This is a genomic window from Ruegeria sp. C10 (assembly GCF_056537805.1).
In genome coordinates this window covers 67,641-87,772 of record NZ_JBQFSC010000006.1, presented here as the reverse complement: position 1 = coordinate 87,772, position 20,132 = coordinate 67,641, and the positions used below count along the sequence as shown (strand labels likewise).

The window sequence follows — 20,132 nt, the reverse complement described above, 5'->3', positions numbered from 1 at the left end:
TTTCTTCGCATGACCTATTTTTTGCTCAATCGGAGCACTCTCTATGTTTCGCTACTTCGAAAATCTTATTGACCCTTTTGTTGCCTATGAACAGGTAGACAGGCCGCCGACACGGCTGTGGCCTTTCATGCTGGGCTATTCGGAGCCTTTCAAACGCGTTTTCGTACTGGCCGCCCTGATGTCCGTGATCGTTGCTGCGGTCGAGGTCGGACTGATCTTCTATATGGGCCGCGTTGTGGACCTGCTGGGAAGTTCACCTGCTGAATTCTGGCAGGCGCATGGGACCGAGCTGATCGTGGTCGCCGCGTTGATCCTGTTCATTCGTCCGATTCTGCAGCTGGTTGACGTCTTACTGCTCAACAACACGATCCTGCCGAACTTTGGCACGCTGATCCGTTGGCGGGCCCATAAACATGTGTTGCGTCAATCGGTTGGCTGGTTCGAAAATGACTTTGCCGGCCGCATCGCCAACCGGGTTGTTCAGACCCCACCCGCTGCGGGCGAGGTGGTGTTTCAGGTCTTTGACGCGATTTCATTCTCGATCGCCTACATGATCGGCGCGGCCATATTGCTGATGGCGGCTGATCCACGGCTGTTGCTGCCATTGCTGATCTGGCTGGTGTTTTACGGTGCGTTGGTGCGCTGGACCGTTAAGCGGGTCGGCCCGGCATCTCAGGCGGCATCGGATGCAAGATCTACCGTGACGGGCCGGGTGGTGGACAGCTATACCAACATCCACTCGATCAAGATGTTTGCCCATGACACTCAGGAACAGGACTATGCGCGCGAGGCGATTGCGGAAACCCGCCGCACTTTCCAGATCGAGATGCGGATTTTCACCATCATGGATGCAGCACTAGTTGCGCTGAACGGTGTGCTGATCGTGGGAGTCGTCGGTTGGGCAATACTGCTTTGGGCGCAAGGTAGCGCAACGGTGGGAGTGGTGGCCGCCGCCACGGCGTTGACGTTGCGGCTGAATGCCATGACCGGGTGGATCATGTGGGCGCTGACCAGCTTCTTTCGCGAATTGGGTATCGTTGCCGAGGGTATGCAGACCATCGCGCAGCCCATCGATCTGTTGGACGAACCCGATGCGAAACCTTTGCGGCTTGGTAATGGCCAGATCGAAATACGCGATCTGTCTCATCACTATGGACGGGAAACCGGTGGTTTGGATCACGTCAACTTGACCATCCGGCCAGGCGAAAAGATCGGCCTGATCGGTCGCTCAGGTGCGGGAAAATCGACCCTAGTAAAGCTGCTTTTGCGGTTTTACGACGTCGAGAAGGGTGCGATCCTGATCGATGGCCAGGATATCTCGAAGGTCACGCAGGACAGTTTGCGCAGCCATATCGGGATGGTCCAACAAGACAGCGCTCTTCTGCATCGATCGGTGCGGGCTAACATCCTCTATGGTCGTCCTGATGCGACCGAGGAACAGATGGTCGCCGCTGCGAAACAGGCCGAGGCGCATGATTTCATCCTTGACCTGCAGGACCCGGAGGGCCGCACCGGCTACGATGCGCATGTGGGCGAGCGGGGCGTGAAACTCTCGGGTGGTCAGCGACAGCGGGTGACGCTTGCGCGGGTGATCCTCAAAGATGCTCCGATTTTGCTGTTGGATGAGGCCACATCCGCCCTAGATTCCGAAGTCGAAGCGTCGATACAGGAAACACTCTACGGCATGATGCAAGGCAAGACCGTGATCGCCATCGCGCACCGGCTCAGCACGATTGCTCAGATGGATCGCATCCTTGTGATGGATGGCGGCCGGATCGTTGAACAAGGTGGTCATTCCGATCTGTTGGCGCAAGGAGGGCTTTACGCTCAGTTCTGGGCGCGGCAATCTGGAGGCTTCCTAAACCCGGAGGCCGCTGAATGAGGATTGCCGACCTCATCCAACCGTTCAAAGACACCGAAACGCCCCCGCCGCAAACGCTGGGGGCGTTCATCCGTTGGAGCTTGTCCGGCGCCTGGCCAATGCTGTTCGTCGCAGCAGCCTTCTCGGCGATCGCGGGTGCGATGGAGGCTGGCACCGCCTGGGTCCTGGGCCGCGTCATTGATCTGACCACCAACAGCAGTCCCGAGGCGTTTCTGACCGGCGGCAATCTCGCGATCATTTTGAGTGCTGTCGCATTCTTCATGCTTCTACGCCCCGCACTGTTCGGACTGTCATCGGTGGCAAACAACTACATCGTCATGCCCAACATCACGCCGTTGGTTTTGGCAAAACTGAACCGCTGGACGCTGGGCCAGTCTGTGACCTATTTCGATGACGATTTCGCCGGACGTATCGCCCAAAAACAGATGCAGACATCGAACGCCATGACGCAAGTGGTGTCCGAAACAATCAGCGCTATTGTCTTCGCTATTGCCTCACTTGCAGGCTCATTGCTTTTATTAGGGTCTATTCACCCGCTTGTGATGCTGCCATTTGTTGCCTGGCTTGTTGTCTATTTCCTGCTGGTGCGCTGGTATCTTCCACGCATCCGCGTACGCTCTGCCGCGCGGGCGGGGGCGCGGGCAATGGTGTCGGGGCAGGTGGTCGATACGATCACCAACATCAAGACCGTCAAGCTGTTTGCCCATTCCGAGTTCGAAGATCATACCGCCCGAAATTCCATGGTCGACCTGCGTGAACGGTCGCTGGAATTCGGCAAGCTATCGGCCAGTTTCCGGTTCATCCTGATGACTCTGGCGGGGGTGCTGCCGGTCCTGTTGATCGGCGCGACACTGTGGTTGTGGCAGGCGGGCATCGCGACGGCCGGGGACATCGTGGCGGCCGGGGCCGTGGCGATCCGCATCTCGCAAATGACCGGCTGGGTCAGTTTCACACTGATGGGCCTTTACGCAAATGTCGGTGAGATTGAAAACGGAATGCACACACTGACCAAGCGCGTTCGGGTCGAGGATGCTCCGAACGCATCGACACTTGTGGTCTCAGAGGGCGAGATTGCCTTTGACAGCGTCAGCTTTGCCTATGGCCGCGATATCGGTGGTGTTGCTAATCTTAATTTCACTGCCGCACCGGGTGAAAAGCTGGGCATAGTCGGGGCCTCAGGTGCGGGGAAATCCACTTTGGTTTCACTTTTGCTAAGGCTCTATGACGGGGAACATGGCGTTATTGCCATCGACGGGCAGAATGTCTCTCACGTGACTCAGGACAGCCTGCGGCAACAGATTGGGATGGTCACGCAGGAAACCGCGATGTTCAATCGTTCGGCGCGCGAGAACATCCTCTATGGTCGTCCTGACGCGACTGAAGATGAGCTGATAGAGGCCGCGACCAAAGCCGAGGCGCATGAATTCATACTCGGTCTCGAGGATGCGCAAGGACGCAAGGGCTATGACGCGCATCTGGGCGAACGCGGCGTGAAGCTGAGCGGCGGGCAACGACAGCGGATCGCTCTGGCTCGCGCTATCCTGAAAGACGCACCGATATTGGTTCTGGACGAGGCGACGTCGGCATTGGATTCCGAGGTCGAGGCAGCGATTCAGACGGCACTGCACCGGGTGATGCAAGGCAAGACCGTGCTGGCTATTGCCCACCGCCTGTCCACGCTTAGCGAGATGGATCGGATTATTGTTCTGGATCACGGTCATATCGTTGAAAGCGGGACGCACGAGGCTCTGCTGGAGCGTGGCGGGTTGTACGCCCGGTTCTGGCATCGCCAATCGGGCGGGTTCATTCAGGCCGAGGCTGCAGAATAAGGGGTTTTGTTGCGCTCAAACCCCAGTTATCAGGCCTCCATGACGCAGCAATACACAATAAACCGCCTTGGACATCAGGGCGACGGAATCGCCGATGGTCCGATCTATGCGCCACGCACTCTTCCGGGTGAAGTGGTCAGCGGTACGTTGCTGGGTCAGTTTCTGAACCATATTCGCGTCGAAACACCCTCGGATCAGCGGGTCAAGGCACCCTGCCGTCATTACAAGGCCTGCGGCGGCTGCCAGTTGCAACATGCGACCGATAATTTTGTCGCCGAGTGGAAAACTGAGGTGGTGTGCAACGCGTTGGCCGCGCAGGGGCTCAATGCCCTGATGCGGCCCATTCACACTTCGCCTGATCGATCCCGCCGTCGGGCCACCATCGCCGTGCGGCGCACCAAGAAGGGTACGCTGGCCGGGTTTCATGGTCGCGCTTCTGACACGATTACCGAAATCCCGGATTGCCATTTGCTGCACCCAACCTTGATTGCTGCCATCCCGGTGGCCGAAGCCTTGGCGTTGTTGGGTGGCAGTCGGAAAGGTGTGTTGGCCGTAACGCTGACCCTGTCCGAAGGCGGTTTGGATGTTGCGGTCAAGGGCGGCAAACCGCTTGATGGACCGTTGGAGCTGGCGCTCGCGCAAGCGACCGAGCATCACGGCCTTGCCCGGCTTAGTTGGGATGATGAGGTTATCGCCATGCGTGAGCCTCCGATCCAACGCTTTGGAACCGCTGGCGTCACCCCACCGCCCGGAGCGTTTTTACAAGCCACAAAAGACGGAGAACAGGCTCTATTACAGGCTGTTTCTGATGCTACGTCGGGGGCAAAGCGGATTGTCGATCTGTTCGCCGGATGCGGGACATTCTCGCTGCCGCTGGCACAGACAGCTGAAGTTCATGCAGTCGAAGGTGAGGCCGAGATGACGAAGGCCTTGGATCAGGGCTGGCGCAAGGCGCAAGGCTTGAAACAGGTCACAGTCGAGGCCCGAGACCTGTTCCGCCGCCCGCTCATGCCCGATGAACTCAAGAAATTCGACGCCGTTGTGCTTGACCCGCCGCGCGCTGGGGCCGAGGCGCAGGTGGCCGAGCTGGCGCAGGCCATGCGTCCGGTGGTTGCTTATGTCTCGTGCAACCCAATCACCTTTGCCCGTGACGCAAAAATGCTGGTTAACGCCGGATATGCCCTTGAATGGGTACAGGTGGTTGACCAATTTCGATGGTCGTCACACACCGAACTTGCCGCTCGGTTCATTTTGAACAAATAACCCTGAGATAAGGACCGCCCGCATGGTGATCGCCCAACGACTGCTGCCCATCATCGAAGCACCGGCTTTCGGGAAATTCATCACCGGTGTGATCCTGTTCAACGCGGTACTGCTGGGGATGGAGACATCGCCCACGCTGATGGACGCAGCGGGTCCACTGATCGTGACGTTGGACAAGCTGTGCCTTACCATATTCGTCATCGAAATCGTCATGAAACTGATCGCCACAGGGCGCCGGTTCTTCACCAGCGGCTGGAATGTGTTTGATTTCGTGATCGTGGGCGTGGCCCTAGTTCCCAGTGCAGGGGCGCTTTCAGTTCTGCGGGCACTGCGTATCCTCCGGGTCCTGCGCGTCATCTCGGTCGCGCCGCGCCTGCGCCGAGTGGTCGAAGGCTTCATCTCAGCCCTGCCGGGCATGGCCAGCGTGTTCCTGTTGATGGCGATCCTGTTTTACATCGGCGCTGTGATCTCAACCAAACTTTTCTCGGGCACGTTCCCCGATTGGTTCGGTGATCTGGGTCTGTCGGCCTATACGCTGTTCCAGATCATGACGCTGGAAAGCTGGTCCATGGGCATTGTCCGCCCTGTGATGGAGGTGTATCCCTACGCTTGGCTTTTCTTTGTTCCCTTCATCATGGTGACCACCTTTGCGGTGGTGAACTTGCTGGTCGGTCTCATCGTGAACTCGATGCAGGACGCGCACCATGCCGAGGATGAGGTCAAGACCGATGCCTATCGTGATGAGGTTCTTGAAAGGCTGGAATCGATCGAACGCCGCCTGGCGGAACAGTCGAACAGCAAAAAGTGATTTAAGTTTCGCGAAAATCTGACATAATAATTGTCAAAAAAGAGCATCAGGCAGTGAAAATAATGGATCGTCGAGCATTCGGAATGGGCGCAATGGCAACGCTGAGCCTTTCAGCATGTGCCTCAGCCAAACCCAGATTTCTTTCTTATCGCGGGCCCGAGGTGACCTCGATGGTCATCAACAAAGGTGCACGCAAGCTGTATTTGCTCCATAACGAGCAGATTTTGCGGGAGTACGATATCGATCTAGGATTTGCACCCACCGGCACGAAAAACAAAAAAGGCGATGGTCGTACGCCCGAGGGTACCTATCTGATCGACCGCCGCAATCCGCGCAGCAGGTATCATCTATCGTTGGGTATATCGTATCCCAATTCGGAAGACTTGGCTAAAGCCAAGGCCGCAGGTGTTGATCCGGGCGGCGACATCTTCATTCACGGACAACCCAATCTGCGATCCGAGTTCAAGCGGGCGAAGAAGACCCCGGATTGGACGGCAGGTTGTATTGCGGTCAAGAATGATGAGATCGAAGAGATCTACGCCATGGTGAATGAAGGAACCGTGATTACCCTGCGCCCCTAAGCAAGGTTCAAAGCGGTTTCCAGTCACCAAATCCAAATATTGTATAGTCGCGCTGGTATGCTTCCTTCGCCAGCGCTTCAAGCTGTGCGTCGTAAATCTGATCAAGTGCAAACGGCGCGTCCGGCTTGGCCCTGTTTGGGGTTGGCGGGGCTGTATGCCCAACTTTGTAGGCAAGGTCGGGCAAGGCGGTTTCCATCTCATCCTCGCGCAGGATCAGGTCGGGCATGGTGAAACCGGCCATGCCTTCCAGCGTCTGCGCCTGTCCGCACCATTCCCCATCCACACGGATCGGGGTTTGACCCGCCAGAATACTGCGTAGCATGCCCAGAAAGGCCGCGAACGCCTCGGAGTGCTGATCGCGGGTATAATTGCTGAGATCACCCTTGGCAGGCAGAGGCACCTTGTACCGTCGGCTCAGCATATTGCGAATGCTGACATATGCGCCGGGGCCTGTGTGCAGAATACGGTCGCAGAACACCGCATGCGCGCGCGCCAGCGGATGGCGTAGCACCGTGAATTTGCGGTGACCGGGATGATCCTGCATCCATTGACGGGTCTGTTTTTGATTGCGGCCGGTGATCAGGTCGGCTTGTGACACCCCGTCCAGATCGGAAATCCACTGCACCACTTCAGCCTCGGGGCCGCCGCGCACCGGAAGGTACATCAGCGAAGTTTGCGCAGCACCCACATAGCGCGAAACAGCCGGCCCGCGGTGCGGCTCGTAACTCGGGATATGGTGTAGCTTGAAGCGGTCACGTTGCGACAGGGCCAGCTCCATATCATCCGGATTGGTCACTTTCGACAGGGCAGGCGCTGGGTTTTGACGTTTGAGATGCTGGTTCAGCTCCTTAAGACGTGCGCTGACGCCAAGCCACGCGGCAAGGCCGTTCAGAACGTCCAAATCTGTTAGATCGTTATAGTCGATGTAAAACGGTGTTTGCCCGGTGGTCTGCAGATGTTTGAGCACTGTTTGTTGAAATGCTTGCCGCTGGTCGAGCTGTTCGGCGAATTCTTCGGCATCGAAGGTGATCTGAGCTTCCCGCCGTTGCTTGATGTTCACTAACCGCCACTGCTTTGTTTCCAAGGCGATTTTCCACGATATGTAGCTATCCAGAGGGTTGCGCATCAGAATGATTTTGGCGCAGCGCGGATCATCCAGCGCCGGTGGCAGCGCCCGCGCATCGTGGTCGCTGAAAAAGCGAAAGCCGTTCATCTCGCCCGGCGCGTTTCGGATGGCGTCGATCAGCGCCATCGGGTCGCGTTCACGATCTTCCAGGGTAAAGCCCAGAACGCTGTCCAGTTTTGGCAGGCCGACGAAATAGGGGTTAAACGCTTCTCCGTGACACGTGACGCCATCCAGCGTGTTCAGCTGTAATTCAAGCAGGTTCGAACCGGTCCGCATATCGGCCAGAACGATGAAATAATCGAAGCGGCGGGTCATTTTATGTTACTGCACCAAATAGGGCTTCTTGAACGATTTGGACTGTGCGCCAAACACGTCATTCACAGGGAAATCCCCCATCAGATAGGGATGCATCCCCTGGTTCTTGAGGTTTTGCAGGAACTTTCCGAACCCGGTCAGATCGACCATCGTTGGTGCCTCGGTCAGATGCGTGGGTTTGGGCGCGCCCATGTCTTCCAGAACGGTCTGCAGTTGCTCCATCGGGGATTCCACAAACTCCGCCATTGTCCATATTCGAATGCGCGTCTTTGCGCGGGCGGCATCCAGCAGCTTGAGCTGTTTGCTTTCGATCTGTTGTAGGCGGGCAGCTTCGCACCGGATATCGGCAAAATTCAGGTTCGAACGGAACAATGGAACCGCCCAGGCCCCCGAGATGACCGCAATATGTGCATTCTGGTCTTGCGTCAGGAATTCATTGATTTTCTGAATATCCGTTGGCCCGAATTGAAAGCACTGACGCTCGCCTCGTGTGTTCCAGATGAGGTTCGACAGAAAGGCCGAGGGGTTATAATCGCGTAGCGTTGCGCAATCGCTGAGCGCACCGTTGATGATCGTCTCATCTTCGGCAAATTGCGCCCGTTCGGGACCGAACAGATGCCCATGCACCCGCCCGCCGATGGCGTTTGTCAGCCAAGGTTCGAAATCCTCGAACAACTCGGTAAAGCCTTGAAACACCGAATAGGGAAAGGCTGTCAGGCTGCGTTCCGTAGCCGCGCGGGGGAAGCGGCTTTGCATATAAAGACCATCCCGTCCGCGAACGCGCCGCTCGACCGCTTTGGAAAACACCCGGTCGATCTTGCCGGGGTTGGGCTCGGCCGGGGTCAGTGCGCCTTCGTGGTCGGTCAGGAAGGTCTGATACAACCGGCTAGCGCTGTGCCAGACTTTGCGCGCCACGAAACAGTCGGACCGGCGCAGCAATTGCAGGTGATCGTCGTAGAACATGTGCGGCCGACCTTGATAGTCGAACTTCGACAGGGTCAGCGATCGGCTTTCGATATGGGTGGAATAGAGCCGTGCCAGTGTCTGAAAATAGCTTTCATCGGGAATCCAGACCTGGCGAAAATAGCGATCATATTCGGCGCGTTTGGGATCCTGAAGAATGGCCGACAAGGTTTGGCGGGTCAGACACCACCACTGGCTGCCCATATGGGGCACCAGACCGTCTGGAATTCTGCGGCGCAGACCGAGGGCGCGTTGCAACCGCACGTAATTGTCAAACAGTTTTCGTTGCCTGCGCCATGAGAAGGGGAAACTCAGGGTGAAACGTTCCAGATCCAGGCCGCCGATCGTCCAGCTGACGTCGCGCGTGGTTGCGCTTTCGATGAAATCGACACGGGGCCGGTCGGCCAGATAGTCGATCAGATCAGCGACCGGACGCAGTGGCAGGCACGCGCCCGAAGACAGATATACATGCCGGACGTTCGGAAACTTCTCCAACATCAGCGATGCGGCGGATTGTGATGCGGCGACAATACCCCAGCCGCCCCATTCACAGACATGGCGTTCGGAAAACAGAATAAGCGGTTCATCCGAACAAGCGGCGACAAAATCGGAATAAGCCGGATCGCCGACTTTCTGATCTACATGAATGACCACAGGACAGCCCGAGGCGGCCCAATGGCGTGCCACCTGCTCAACCCGATCCAGCGCGGTGTGCACCAGCATTACGATGCCCAAGCTGCTCATGCCCAGTTCCCCTTGGACATCAGGCCGAGGATCTCAATCTGTCGCCAGTTGATGTATTTCTCGGACCATTTGTTCCAGAAAACCGGATTATCCTCTAACTGCTTGGCATAAGCCTTGTACTCGCCCGACGCAGCATAGTGCTGTCCGCGCAGCAACTCTTCTTTAGCTTTTTCCCCAAGCGTATTGATCAGCTTTGCATGCAGCAGCGCTCCGCTGGTTTTTTCACCGCCCTGCTCTTCATAGACCTGATTGAGCCCGCGCGGCAGCAAGGCGTGGGTTGAGCTGACATAGGCGTAGCGCCGGTGCCATTTCACAAGAGGTATCTTGTTCAGGGCCGGAGCCTTCAGGGGATTGTTCTGAAAGAAAACCCGTGCGCGTGCACCGCCTTGAATCCACAGATTCCCATAGGTCGGGTTGCGGGTAATCATGAAGTTGCCTGAATCGAACCAAGGCGCGACTTCAAAGGGGTTCTGGCCCTCATGATAGGGCGCATCCATGATTCCGGTTTCGGGATACATGTCGATCAGCATGGTGCCGAAACTGCGCACACCAGTATCGTCCAGCCAGTCGGTCAGGGCGCGGATCGGGCGGGTATCGCAAAAAGGATAGATAAAGAATTCATCCGGATCGACCGTCAGAACCCAGTGCTTATGCGCATAGCGGCGCAGCAGGTAGTTGGACCAATCCAGACCAAAGGTCGCATTCTTGTAACCTACATCCGTCCACCACAGCGAAACGTCCGGCTGGCTGCTCAGGTATTCGTGGGTGCCGTCATCGCTGTTGTTGTCCACGCACAGGAAGTGATTGATGCCAAGCTTTCGATAGTAGTCTAAGAAATAGGGAAGGCGGATCTTTTCGTTCCGCATCACGCTCATCAACAAGATGTCGTTTTCTTTGATCTTGTTGGTGTTATCTTGCACCGCTTTCAGATCCCGACGCCGACGCAGGCAACGCAGCAGGCGGCGCTTGCGCCGCAATCTCATGCGATAGGAATCCAAAAGGCTCACGCGGCTGCCCAACCTTTTTTGATACGCGCGTCTGCCCGGGGCCGCCTGAGGCCTGAGTGGTGCCGGACCATTACCGTTTTATGACATCTCAACACCTTGCGAGGCAACGGGTTTAAATCCGGTTTACTTCCCCCCTGTGGCCGGAAATCCGCCCGCGTTCATTAACCCAAGGTCTTGTAACTGTTGCCAATCACCTAGTTTGACCGAGGCAGAAGTCCAAAGATCAGGCCCGCTGATGATGCCGTCATAATAGGCGCCGAACCGATCGGGGTCGTGAAAATGCTGCCGCCTTTGCTTTTCGATCCGCGATTTTTCGACAACCTCGGGCAGGAATTTCGTGTGCAGCAACACGCCCGAGGGGGTCTGCCCTTTCGGACCGTCATATTCAAAATTCAGGAACCGGGGCAGCGCGGAATGGCACGAATTCACATAGGCCATATGCCGTGACCACCGCGCCAGAGGGATCTTGTTCAGGGTCGGTGATTTTTGGGGCTGGTCCGAGAAGAACATCCGCTCGCGTACGCCTCCCTGAACCCACAGATTGCCCATCGGCATTTGGCGCTGGGCACGATAGGGGCCGGGGTCAAACCAGTTCAGGCAATCGGTTGGATCGGACTGCGGATCATGGCTTTGCGCGCCCAAGGGGCCTTTGGGATAGAGGTCCAGCATCAGCGCCCCAAACGCGGCTTGCCCGCGTGCGTCCAGCCATGCGGTCAGATCGTGCAGCGTATGGGTGTCGTGATGGGCGTAGATCAGCAACTCGTCAGCGTCGACCATCAGCGTCCAGTGATCGGGCCCGAATTTCCACTGCAGCCAAGTCAGCCAATCCAACCCGAACCGAGAGGCGCGATAGCTTGCCGTGGTCTGCCACAGCGACACATCCGGCTGTTCAAGCAGATACGGGACCGAGCCGTCGTCGCTGCCATTATCCACCATCAGAAAATGGTCAACGCCCAGCGTGCGATAATGGTGAAAGAACCACGGCAGACGGGTGATCTCATTCCGCAGCGTGGTAAAGGCCAGAATGGCCCCGGGTGTGATCTTTTGCGTGTTGCCAGTCAGCGATTTTAGCTGATGACGGCTGCGAAAGGATCGCCACAACAGCCGCTTGCGTTTCAGGCGCAGCTTGTAGCGCTGCACCCAGGTAAGCGGCTGATCCTCAAGGTTCACTTGGTATAGCTGCCATTCTGATGCCAACGCCAGGCATCCGTGATCATCGTCTCTAACGTTGATCTTTTTGGTGTCCAGCCCAGCTCTTCCTTGGCTCGGACCGAGCCTGAAACTAGACGTGTGCAATCCCCGGCCCGGCGCGGGCCGATGCTGTAGGGTACCGCACGGTTGGTGACGGCCTTGGAATGCTCGATGACTTCCATCACCGAAAACCCCGACCCGGTGCCCAGATTGAACACGCGGCTTTCTTTGCCTTGCTCAAGCCATTTCAAACCCAGTACATGTGCATCGACCAGATCACAGACGTGTACATAATCGCGGATGCAGGTGCCGTCGGGTGTATCGTAATCGGTGCCGAATACAGTCAAGCCACCCCGCTTGCTATCGATGGCGTCCAGCATCAGCGGCACCAGATGGGTTTCTGGTTGGTGAAACTCTCCAACTTCGGCATCCGGGTCGGCCCCGGCCACGTTGAAATAGCGGAAGATCACGTGCTTCAGGCCATATGCGGCTTGGAAATCACGTAAGATGTCCTCGATCGCTCGTTTCGAGGCACCATAGGCATTCAATGGCTGCTGCTGAGTGCTCTCGTCCAGCACAACGTTGTCATGTTCGCCATAGGTGGCGCAGGTCGACGAGAACACAAAGTTCAAACATCCCGCATCCACAGCCGCTTGTATCAGTGTCAGCGAACCGGTGACATTGTTCGACCAATACGTTCCGGGCTCAGCCATCGCTTCGCCGACCTGACTGAGGGCGGCGAAATGTATCACGGCGGCGGGTTGGTATTTGGCGAACACTTCGTCCAGCCGGGCGCGGTCCAGCAGGTCGCCCTGCTCGAATGGGCCGAATTTCACCGCGTCCTGCCATCCGGTGACAAGATTGTCATAGGTTACGGGCGTATACCCCGCCCTTGCCAGTGCCTTGCAGGCATGAGAGCCGATATAACCTGCACCACCTGTAACCAGAATATTTGTCATTCAAGCCCCATAGCGGCCATCATTTCTTCGATCTTGGCCACGTCCTGCGGGTTGTTCAGCTCCCAGAACTGACGACCTTTGGCTTCAACTTCGACACACAGAACCTTGCGGCCGTTTTCCATGAAGCGCAGCTGTTCCAACCCTTCCAGTGTCTCCAGCGGACCGCTAGTCCAGCCCGGATAAGCAGTCAGAGCGTCAGGCCGATAGGCATAAACTCCGACGTGGTGGAATACCGGTGTCGGGTCACTGCTGGCATAGGTCTCGGCTGTGAAAGGGATCACTTCTTTCGAGAAGTAAAGCGCGCTGTGGTCATTGCCGAACACCGCTGTAGTGCCCCCGACCCGGCCTTGCTTGCGATCGTTCAGTAATCCGTTCAGTGCGTCCCCGTCACAGCGCAGCACGGGGGTGGCCACACCCGCATCTGGCGCGTTGCGCAGACCCGAGATCAGGTCTTCAACAAACCAATGCGGGGTCAAAGGCGCATCCCCTTGCAGGTTGACGACGATGTCATAACCGCCACCCAGAGCCGAGTGCGCCTCGGCGCAACGTTCGGTACCGTTGCGGCAGGTGTCTGAAGTCATCACCACCTCGGCACCGAACCCCTCTGAGGCTTCGCGGATACGGTCATCGTCGGTTGCCACAACCACGCGATCTACGCCTGACACGGAAATCGCAGCGCGCCAGGATCGTTCGATCAGAGTCATGCTGGTTCCGTTTGCCCCGGTCAGCGGAACCAGAGGTTTGCCTGGATAGCGGGTCGAAGCGTAGCGCGCGGGAATGGCAATCAATACTGACATCAGGCTTCCTTCAGCTCAACGCCCGGAGCATAGGCGATGAAAAATGGATTGGCATAGCCGTCTTTGCCATAGGTCAACGGCGAATGGTCGTCTAAGCGCACCACTTGTCCGCCCGCACCGGCCAAAACCGCGTGGCCCGCAGCGGTGTCCCACTCCATGGTGCGTCCAACACGGGGGTAGAGGTCGGCCTCTCCCGTCGCCACCAAACAGAACTTCAGCGACGACCCGGCGCTTTTGCTGTCGCGCACCTGATATTTGTTGATGTAATCCTCGGTCGCCTGATCCCGATGCGATTTGGATGCAACGATCATCAGCGCCGAATTGTTCGGTTTAGAGACTGATATTGTCGTTAGCGCGCCCGGCTGATCTTTGTCCAGATCCCCGATTTCTTCAACCGATTGCCCGTCAGCTTGCGTATAGAACATCCGGCCCCGTGCAGGGGCGTAGACCACGCCACGCGTCGGTACGCCGTTTTCGACCAAAGCGATATTTACGGTAAAATCGCCGCGCCGATTTATGAATTCCTTGGTGCCGTCCAGTGGATCAACAATCAGAAAGGTCTCGCCCTTTTCGGAATGCGAAGCTGCCTGCTCCTCGGTCACCAGCAGGATATCTGGAAAAGCCTCGCGCAATCCGGCCGAGATCAAAGCATCCGCCGCCTCGTCCGCCTCGGTTACCGGGCTTGAGTCTGACTTGACCTTGACGTCGAAATCATCCGCTTCGTAGATCTGCATGATCTTGTCGCCTGCCTGCAAGGCCAGCCGCCGGATGACGGGAATAAGCGCGTCATAAGTCACAAAAAAGCTCCGTTCCTGTGGTTTGTTGATCAGGGCATCTCACGGACTTATGATGCTATGGATACGGAACAGCAAGAATTTCGTGCCAATTTGCGGCTGACACAGCAGGAAAGAGTAGTCGAGTGTTTCACTTCAAGAGAAATCAGTCATTGCTGGGCGGGGCTTTCACCACCGCCGAGCTGATATTCCATGCAGTAGTTCGCAATATCCGGTCGCAGCACTCCAACGCGGTGATGGCAATCCTGATCAACATTGTTCAGGTCGTCCTTCTGGTGACGGCGTTTTATATACTTATGACGCTAATTGGTCGAATGACTGGCATGGCCAAAATCCGGGGCGAGATGGTTTTGTTCCTGCTCTCCGGTGTTTTTTTGTTCCTGACGCATATCAAGTCTGTCACTGCAATCGCCGGGGCTGGATCCGGCAACAATCCGATGACTCTGCACTCGCCAATGACAATGATGGTGATGTTGTCAGCATCTGCCTTCGGTATACTTTATACGCAGCTTATCTCGATCCTTGTCATCCTGTTCGTCTACAGCGTAGCCGTCTCGCCTCTTGTGATCCAAGAGCCCGGCGGTGCATTTGGGATGCTTTTGCTGGCCTGGTTCACGGGATGCTCGGTCGGTTTAGTGTTGTTGGCGCTGAAACCCTGGTTTCCCAATACGGTAAGCATCCTGAAAAATGTGTACCGTAGATTGAACATGATATTTTCGGGCAAGATGTTCGTTGGCAACGCGCTAGGTGGGTTCATGCTGACCTTGTTTGCCTGGAACCCACTGTTTCACATCATCGATCAATGTCGTGGTTTTGTGTTCCGAAATTATTTTCCCCGGAACACCAGTTGGGAGTACGCGCTTTGGGTCGGAATAGTTTTAACAATGATCGGCCTGCTGGGTGAGTTCTATACCCGCAGGCAGGTCTCGAAAAGCTGGGATGCGCGACGCTGATATTTGCTGTGCGTGCTGTATTCTGAAAACCTGTTCCCGGATATTGGATCGCACTTCACATTGCGACTCTCAAAGTCAGGTTGATGCGTCCGCCCTTTGGCAAAAGTTTGGATGATCCAAACCGGATGCGATCCACCCCGTGATAGGTCAAGCGTGCCGGGCCGCCCATGATCGCCACATCGCCCGAGCTCAGCCAGATCGACTCGGTCTTGCCGCCCCGTGTGGTGTTACCGATACGGAACAGCGCGTCATCGCCCAATGAGATCGACAGCACGGGCCACGAGAAATCGGCCTCATCCTTGTCCTGATGCAGGCCCATCTTGGTGCCTTCACCGTAATAGTTGATCAGACAGCAATCGGGCCTCCGATCCGCGCCGGTCAAATCCTGCCAGATGGTCAAAATCTCATCTGGAATCGCGGGCCATGTCATGCCCTTTGGGTGCGTGTCCTGATACCGATAGCCCGCCCGGTCAGTGACCCATCCCAGCACCCCGGCCGAGGTCATGCGCACTGACATTTCCTTGCCCGAAGGTGTCACGGGCCGATAAAGCGGTGCCACTTTCAGAATCGGCCTAAGCAGGTCAACTAGATGCGACTGCGCCGCCGCATCCAAATAGCCTTTCCGAATATCAAATCCGCGCAATAACAGCCGCGCCATTCCAGAATCCCCAAACCTTGCCAAAACCTTGCCAAAAAGGCCACAGATTCCCGAAAACCTGCGTTTCTGAACGCTTGCAGGCCCCTGTTCTCGCCCTTATATACGCCTCGACGCGCGATGGTGTAGTGCTGTCGCGCACATCAATCGGGGGCAGGATGCCGCAACGGGTCCAACCCTCGGGACATCGCCTTGAATGGAAAGGGATTGAAAATATGGGAAAAGTAATCGGGATTGACCTCGGTACCACCAACTCGTGTGTGGCCATCATGGACGGCTCGCAGCCGAAGGTCATCGAAAACGCCGAAGGGGCGCGGACCACGCCCTCGATCGTCGCTTTTACAGAAGATGAGCGTCTGGTCGGTCAGCCTGCAAAACGTCAGGCGGTCACCAACCCCGACAACACGATCTTTGGCGTCAAGCGTCTGATCGGTCGTCGTGTGGATGATGCAGAAGTCGAAAAAGACAAGAAAATGGTGCCCTACGCCATCGTTGATGGCGGCAATGGCGACGCGTGGGTTGAAGCCCGTGGTGAAAAGTACTCCCCAAGCCAGATCTCGGCCTTCACTCTGGGCAAGATGAAGGAAACCGCAGAAAGCTATCTGGGTGAGGAAGTCACGCAGGCGGTTATCACCGTTCCGGCATACTTCAACGACGCACAGCGTCAGGCCACCAAAGACGCCGGTAAAATCGCCGGTCTGGAAGTGCTGCGGATCATCAACGAACCGACAGCTGCCGCACTGGCCTACGGTCTAGACAAAGAAGAAACCCAAACCATCGCGGTTTATGACCTTGGTGGTGGTACTTTCGACGTAACCATTCTGGAAATCGACGACGGCCTGTTCGAGGTGAAGTCGACCAACGGCGATACCTTCCTGGGTGGTGAAGACTTTGACATGCGCATCGTTAATTACCTGGCGGATGAGTTCAAAAAGGAACACGGTGTCGATCTGTCTGCCGACAAGATGGCCCTGCAGCGTCTGAAAGAAGCTGCTGAAAAAGCCAAGATCGAGCTGTCCTCGACCTCGCAGACCGAGATTAACCAGCCGTTCATCTCGATGGGCTCGAACGGTCAACCGCTGCACATGGTCATGAAACTGACCCGTGCCAAGCTGGAATCGCTGGTTGGCGACCTGATTAAGAAGTCGATGAAGCCTTGCCAGGCTGCCCTGAAAGACGCGGGCCTGTCGGCTGGCGACGTGGATGAGGTTGTTCTGGTCGGTGGTATGACTCGCATGCCGAAAGTGATCGAAGAGGTCACCAAGTTCTTCGGTAAGGAGCCGCACAAGGGTGTGAACCCGGACGAAGTTGTTGCTATGGGTGCCGCCATTCAGGCCGGTGTTCTGCAGGGCGACGTCAAAGACGTGGTTCTGCTGGACGTGACCCCGCTCAGCTTGGGCATCGAGACGCTGGGTGGCGTATTCACCCGACTGATCGACCGCAACACGACCATTCCGACGAAAAAGTCCCAGGTCTTCTCGACCGCCGAGGACAACCAAAACGCCGTGACCATCCGCTGTTTCCAGGGTGAGCGCGAAATGGCTGCGGACAACAAGATCCTGGGTCAGTTCAATCTAGAAGAGATCCCGCCCGCACCGCGCGGCATGCCTCAGATCGAGGTGACTTTTGACATCGACGCCAACGGCATTGTCTCGGTTTCGGCCAAGGACAAAGGCACCGGCAAAGAGCAGAAGATCACCATTCAGGCCTCGGGCGGTCTGTCGGACGAAGATATCGACAAGATGGTCAAGGATGCCGAGGAAAACGCCGAGGCAGACAAGGCGCGCAAAGAGCTTGTCGAAGCCAAAAACCAGGCCGAAAGCCTTGTTCACGCGACCGAGAAATCGATCGAGGAACATGGCGACAAGGTCGACCCGTCGACCGTCGAAGCGATCGAGCTGGCCGTTGCCGCGCTCAAGGATGAGCTGGAAACGGACAATGCCGACAAGATCAAGTCGGGCATCCAGAACGTGACCGAAGCGGCCATGAAACTGGGTGAGGCGATCTATAAGGCACAGGCGGAAGAGGGCGAAGATGAGCCCGCAGCCGCAGATGCCGCGCCGGGTGACGATGACATTGTCGACGCCGAGTTCGAAGATCTGGACGACGACAAGCGTAACTAACGGGTAACCGGGCCAATTTGGGCCGGTCCGGTTGCCGGGCCGGCCCGATTACGTTGAGGCAGAAGGAAATACTGATGTCCAAACGCGACTATTACGAAGTGCTCGGCGTGTCCAAGGGCGCTTCTGCGGATGAGATCAAGAAAGGCTTTCGCTCGAAAGCCAAACAGCTGCATCCCGATCGCAACAAGGACAACCCAGATGCCGAGGCGCAGTTCAAAGAGGCCAACGAGGCCTACGATGTTCTGCGCGATGCTGATAAGAAAGCTGCCTATGACCGCTTTGGCCATGCCGCCTTCGAAAACGGCATGGGCGGCGGCGGCGGCCGTCCCGGTGGCGGCTTCGGTCAGGGCGATTTCTCCAGCGCGTTCTCTGACGTGTTCGACGACCTGTTCGGCGACTTCATGGGTGGCCAGCGTGGGGCAGGCGGGGGCCGTCGCGCTGCACGCGGTTCAGACCTGCGCTATAACCTGCGGGTCACGCTGGAAGAGGCTTATGCAGGCCTGCAGAAAACCATAAACGTTCCTACGGCTGTGGCCTGTTCCTCTTGCGAGGGAACTGGTGCCGAAGGTGGTGTTGAACCCACTGCATGTCCGACCTGTTCCGGCATGGGCAAGGTTCGCGCGCAACAGGGCTTTTTCACGGTTGAGCGCACTTGCCCGACCTGCTCTGGTTTGGGTCAGATCATTAAGAACCCTTGTAAGTCGTGCCAAGGTGCGGGGCGCGTTGAAAAAGATCGCGCATTGTCCGTGAACATCCCTGCCGGTGTCGAGACCGGCACCCGGATTCGTCTGGCTGGTGAGGGTGAGGCCGGAATGCGTGGTGGTCCTCCCGGTGACCTCTATATTTTTGTCGAAGTTTCCGAGCACAAGCTGTTCGAACGTGACAGCGTGAACCTCTATTGCCGTGTGCCAGTCAGCATGGCCAAGGCAGCACTTGGCGGTTCGATCGAGGTGCCGACCATCGACGGTGGTCGCGGTCGTGTACAGATTCCTGCCGGCAGCCAGTCGGGTCGCCAGATGCGCCTGCGTAGCAAAGGCATGCCCGCCCTGCGTGGCGGAGGCATCGGGGATATGTTCATCGAACTTGCCGTGGAAACTCCGGTCAATCTGACCAGTCGTCAGAAAGAACTTCTGCGTGAGTTTGACGATTTGGGTGAGGATAACCATCCGGAATCTAAAAGCTTTTTCTCTTCTGTAAAGTCCTTCTGGGATGGCATGAAGGGTTAAACGGTTAAGCAGGGGGGCTCTGCCCCCCATCGCCCTTTGGGCGACCCCCCCGAGATATTTATGGCCAGATGAAGCAGGGGATCCGTGTGTTGCCGATCCGGCGGGCAGGGATAAGGCGCGTTAACTTTTCGGAAACCGATTCTGCGTCAGAGTGGTGTTATGACCCAAGACGCCTTTGCCGAAGCCCCCATGCTGTTCGATACGGATGAAGCACCGGCGCAGCCGCTGCCCGTTGGTCGGTTACCCTCCTACATCAAAGACCATCGCAAGCGGCTGCGCGAAAGGTTCATGTCTGGCGGATCAGCAGCGATGCCGGATTATGAACTGCTGGAACTTGCTCTGTTCCGATCCATCCCGCGTCAGGATGTGAAACCGCTGGCTCGGGCACTGATGGAAGAGTTTGGTGATTTCAATCGTGTGTTGACTGCACCCGAGGAACGGCTGCGTCAGATCAAAGGCGTTGGGGACACGGTGATTACCGATCTGAAAATCCTTGAGGCCTGTGCCCATCGCATGGCGCGTGCCCGGGTGATGCAACGGCATGTGATCTCGGGATGGGATGCGCTTCTGGACTATTGTCACACCACGATGGCGCACCGCGAGATCGAGCAGTTTCGTGTGTTTTATCTAGATCGCAAGAATGTGCTGATTGCGGATGAAGAGCAGGCCAAAGGCACGGTGGATCATGTGCCGGTCTATCCGCGAGAGGTTGCGAAGCGGGCGTTGGAACTCAATGCCTCGGCTCTGATCCTGGTCCACAATCATCCATCCGGTGATCCGACGCCGTCGCAGTCGGATATCGATATGACCAACCGGATTCAGGATGCGTGTTCCGCCCTTGGGCTGACTTTGCATGATCACCTGATCATCGGGAAATCGGCTGAACTGAGTTTCCGCTCGCAAGGCTATTTGTAAG

17 protein-coding genes are annotated in these 20,132 nt (G+C 56.9%); 9 read left to right on the top strand and 8 right to left on the bottom strand.

The features are described 5' to 3' along the window. Positions 1–43: 43 nt before the first annotated feature. The 5 genes from ACR0DE_RS19910 to ACR0DE_RS19890 all read left to right on the top strand — a co-directional run bounded on the left by ACR0DE_RS19910 (position 44) and on the right by ACR0DE_RS19890 (position 6,363). A complete protein-coding gene (locus ACR0DE_RS19910; protein WP_480754967.1) occupies positions 44–1,882 on the top strand; it encodes an ABC transporter ATP-binding protein in 1,839 nt (612 codons plus the stop codon). Beyond that, positions 1,879–3,711, top strand: coding sequence for an ABC transporter ATP-binding protein (locus tag ACR0DE_RS19905; protein ID WP_480754965.1), 1,833 nt, complete (start codon positions 1,879–1,881; stop codon positions 3,709–3,711). The genes ACR0DE_RS19910 and ACR0DE_RS19905 overlap by 4 nt, the downstream gene beginning before the upstream one ends. Positions 3,712–3,750: 39 nt before the next feature. Next, positions 3,751–4,974 carry a class I SAM-dependent RNA methyltransferase gene (locus ACR0DE_RS19900; protein ID WP_480754963.1) on the top strand — a complete coding sequence of 408 codons (1,224 nt, stop codon included), beginning with the start codon at positions 3,751–3,753 and terminating at the stop codon, positions 4,972–4,974. 22 nt (positions 4,975–4,996) lie between these two features. Further along, entirely contained in the window at positions 4,997–5,782 is a 786-nt protein-coding gene (locus tag ACR0DE_RS19895) for an ion transporter (RefSeq protein WP_170664229.1), read from the top strand. Positions 5,783–5,844: 62 nt separating this feature from the next. Beyond that, a complete protein-coding gene (locus ACR0DE_RS19890; RefSeq protein WP_170399336.1) occupies positions 5,845–6,363 on the top strand; it encodes a L,D-transpeptidase family protein in 519 nt (172 codons plus the stop codon). A 7-nt stretch (positions 6,364–6,370) separates the two neighbouring features. Here the strand turns inward: ACR0DE_RS19890 and ACR0DE_RS19885 are convergent, their stop codons facing one another. The 7 genes from ACR0DE_RS19885 to cysQ all read right to left on the bottom strand — a co-directional run bounded on the left by ACR0DE_RS19885 (position 6,371) and on the right by cysQ (position 14,262). Continuing rightward, a complete protein-coding gene (locus tag ACR0DE_RS19885; protein WP_480754960.1) occupies positions 6,371–7,804 on the bottom strand; it encodes a nodulation protein NodH in 1,434 nt (477 codons plus the stop codon). 6 nt (positions 7,805–7,810) lie between these two features. Continuing rightward, on the bottom strand, positions 7,811–9,511 hold the full coding sequence (locus ACR0DE_RS19880; RefSeq protein ID WP_480754958.1) for a DUF5927 domain-containing protein: 1,701 nt from the start codon (positions 9,509–9,511) through the stop codon (positions 7,811–7,813). Then, positions 9,508–10,494, bottom strand: coding sequence for a glycosyltransferase family 2 protein (locus ACR0DE_RS19875; RefSeq protein ID WP_170408823.1), 987 nt, complete (start codon positions 10,492–10,494; stop codon positions 9,508–9,510). Before ACR0DE_RS19875 ends, ACR0DE_RS19880 begins: the two co-directional genes overlap by 4 nt. A gap of 147 nt (positions 10,495–10,641) precedes the next feature. After that, positions 10,642–11,715 carry a glycosyltransferase family 2 protein gene (locus ACR0DE_RS19870; RefSeq protein ID WP_480754956.1) on the bottom strand — a complete coding sequence of 358 codons (1,074 nt, stop codon included), beginning with the start codon at positions 11,713–11,715 and terminating at the stop codon, positions 10,642–10,644. Beyond that, a complete protein-coding gene (gene galE, locus ACR0DE_RS19865; protein WP_480615999.1) occupies positions 11,685–12,668 on the bottom strand; it encodes a UDP-glucose 4-epimerase GalE in 984 nt (327 codons plus the stop codon). The genes ACR0DE_RS19870 and galE overlap by 31 nt, the downstream gene beginning before the upstream one ends. After that, complete coding sequence (locus ACR0DE_RS19860) at positions 12,665–13,465, bottom strand: 3-deoxy-manno-octulosonate cytidylyltransferase family protein (RefSeq protein WP_480571673.1); 801 nt, start codon at positions 13,463–13,465, stop codon at positions 12,665–12,667. Before ACR0DE_RS19860 ends, galE begins: the two co-directional genes overlap by 4 nt. Then, positions 13,465–14,262, bottom strand: a complete 798-nt coding sequence (gene cysQ / locus ACR0DE_RS19855; RefSeq protein ID WP_480754953.1) for a 3'(2'),5'-bisphosphate nucleotidase CysQ — start codon at positions 14,260–14,262, stop codon at positions 13,465–13,467. Before cysQ ends, ACR0DE_RS19860 begins: the two co-directional genes overlap by 1 nt. 122 nt (positions 14,263–14,384) lie before the next feature. On the opposite strand from cysQ, the gene ACR0DE_RS19850 reads away from it, so the two are divergent. Beyond that, complete coding sequence (locus ACR0DE_RS19850; protein ID WP_170567266.1) at positions 14,385–15,212, top strand: ABC transporter permease; 828 nt, start codon at positions 14,385–14,387, stop codon at positions 15,210–15,212. Positions 15,213–15,267: 55 nt separating this feature from the next. Here the strand turns inward: ACR0DE_RS19850 and ACR0DE_RS19845 are convergent, their stop codons facing one another. After that, on the bottom strand, positions 15,268–15,870 hold the full coding sequence (locus tag ACR0DE_RS19845) for an alpha-ketoglutarate-dependent dioxygenase AlkB family protein (RefSeq protein ID WP_480754950.1): 603 nt from the start codon (positions 15,868–15,870) through the stop codon (positions 15,268–15,270). Between the two features lie 212 nt (positions 15,871–16,082). Between ACR0DE_RS19845 and dnaK the strand changes: the two genes are divergently transcribed. The 3 genes from dnaK (at position 16,083) to radC (ending at position 20,131) form a co-directional block, all read left to right on the top strand. After that, a complete protein-coding gene (gene dnaK / locus ACR0DE_RS19840; RefSeq protein WP_170399312.1) occupies positions 16,083–17,990 on the top strand; it encodes a molecular chaperone DnaK in 1,908 nt (635 codons plus the stop codon). 74 nt (positions 17,991–18,064) lie between these two features. Further along, a complete protein-coding gene (dnaJ, locus tag ACR0DE_RS19835; RefSeq protein WP_170399308.1) occupies positions 18,065–19,216 on the top strand; it encodes a molecular chaperone DnaJ in 1,152 nt (383 codons plus the stop codon). Positions 19,217–19,375: 159 nt separating this feature from the next. After that, positions 19,376–20,131: a RadC family protein gene (gene radC / locus ACR0DE_RS19830; protein ID WP_170399305.1), complete on the top strand. Its 756-nt coding sequence runs from the start codon at positions 19,376–19,378 to the stop codon at positions 20,129–20,131. Position 20,132 lies beyond the last annotated feature (1 nt).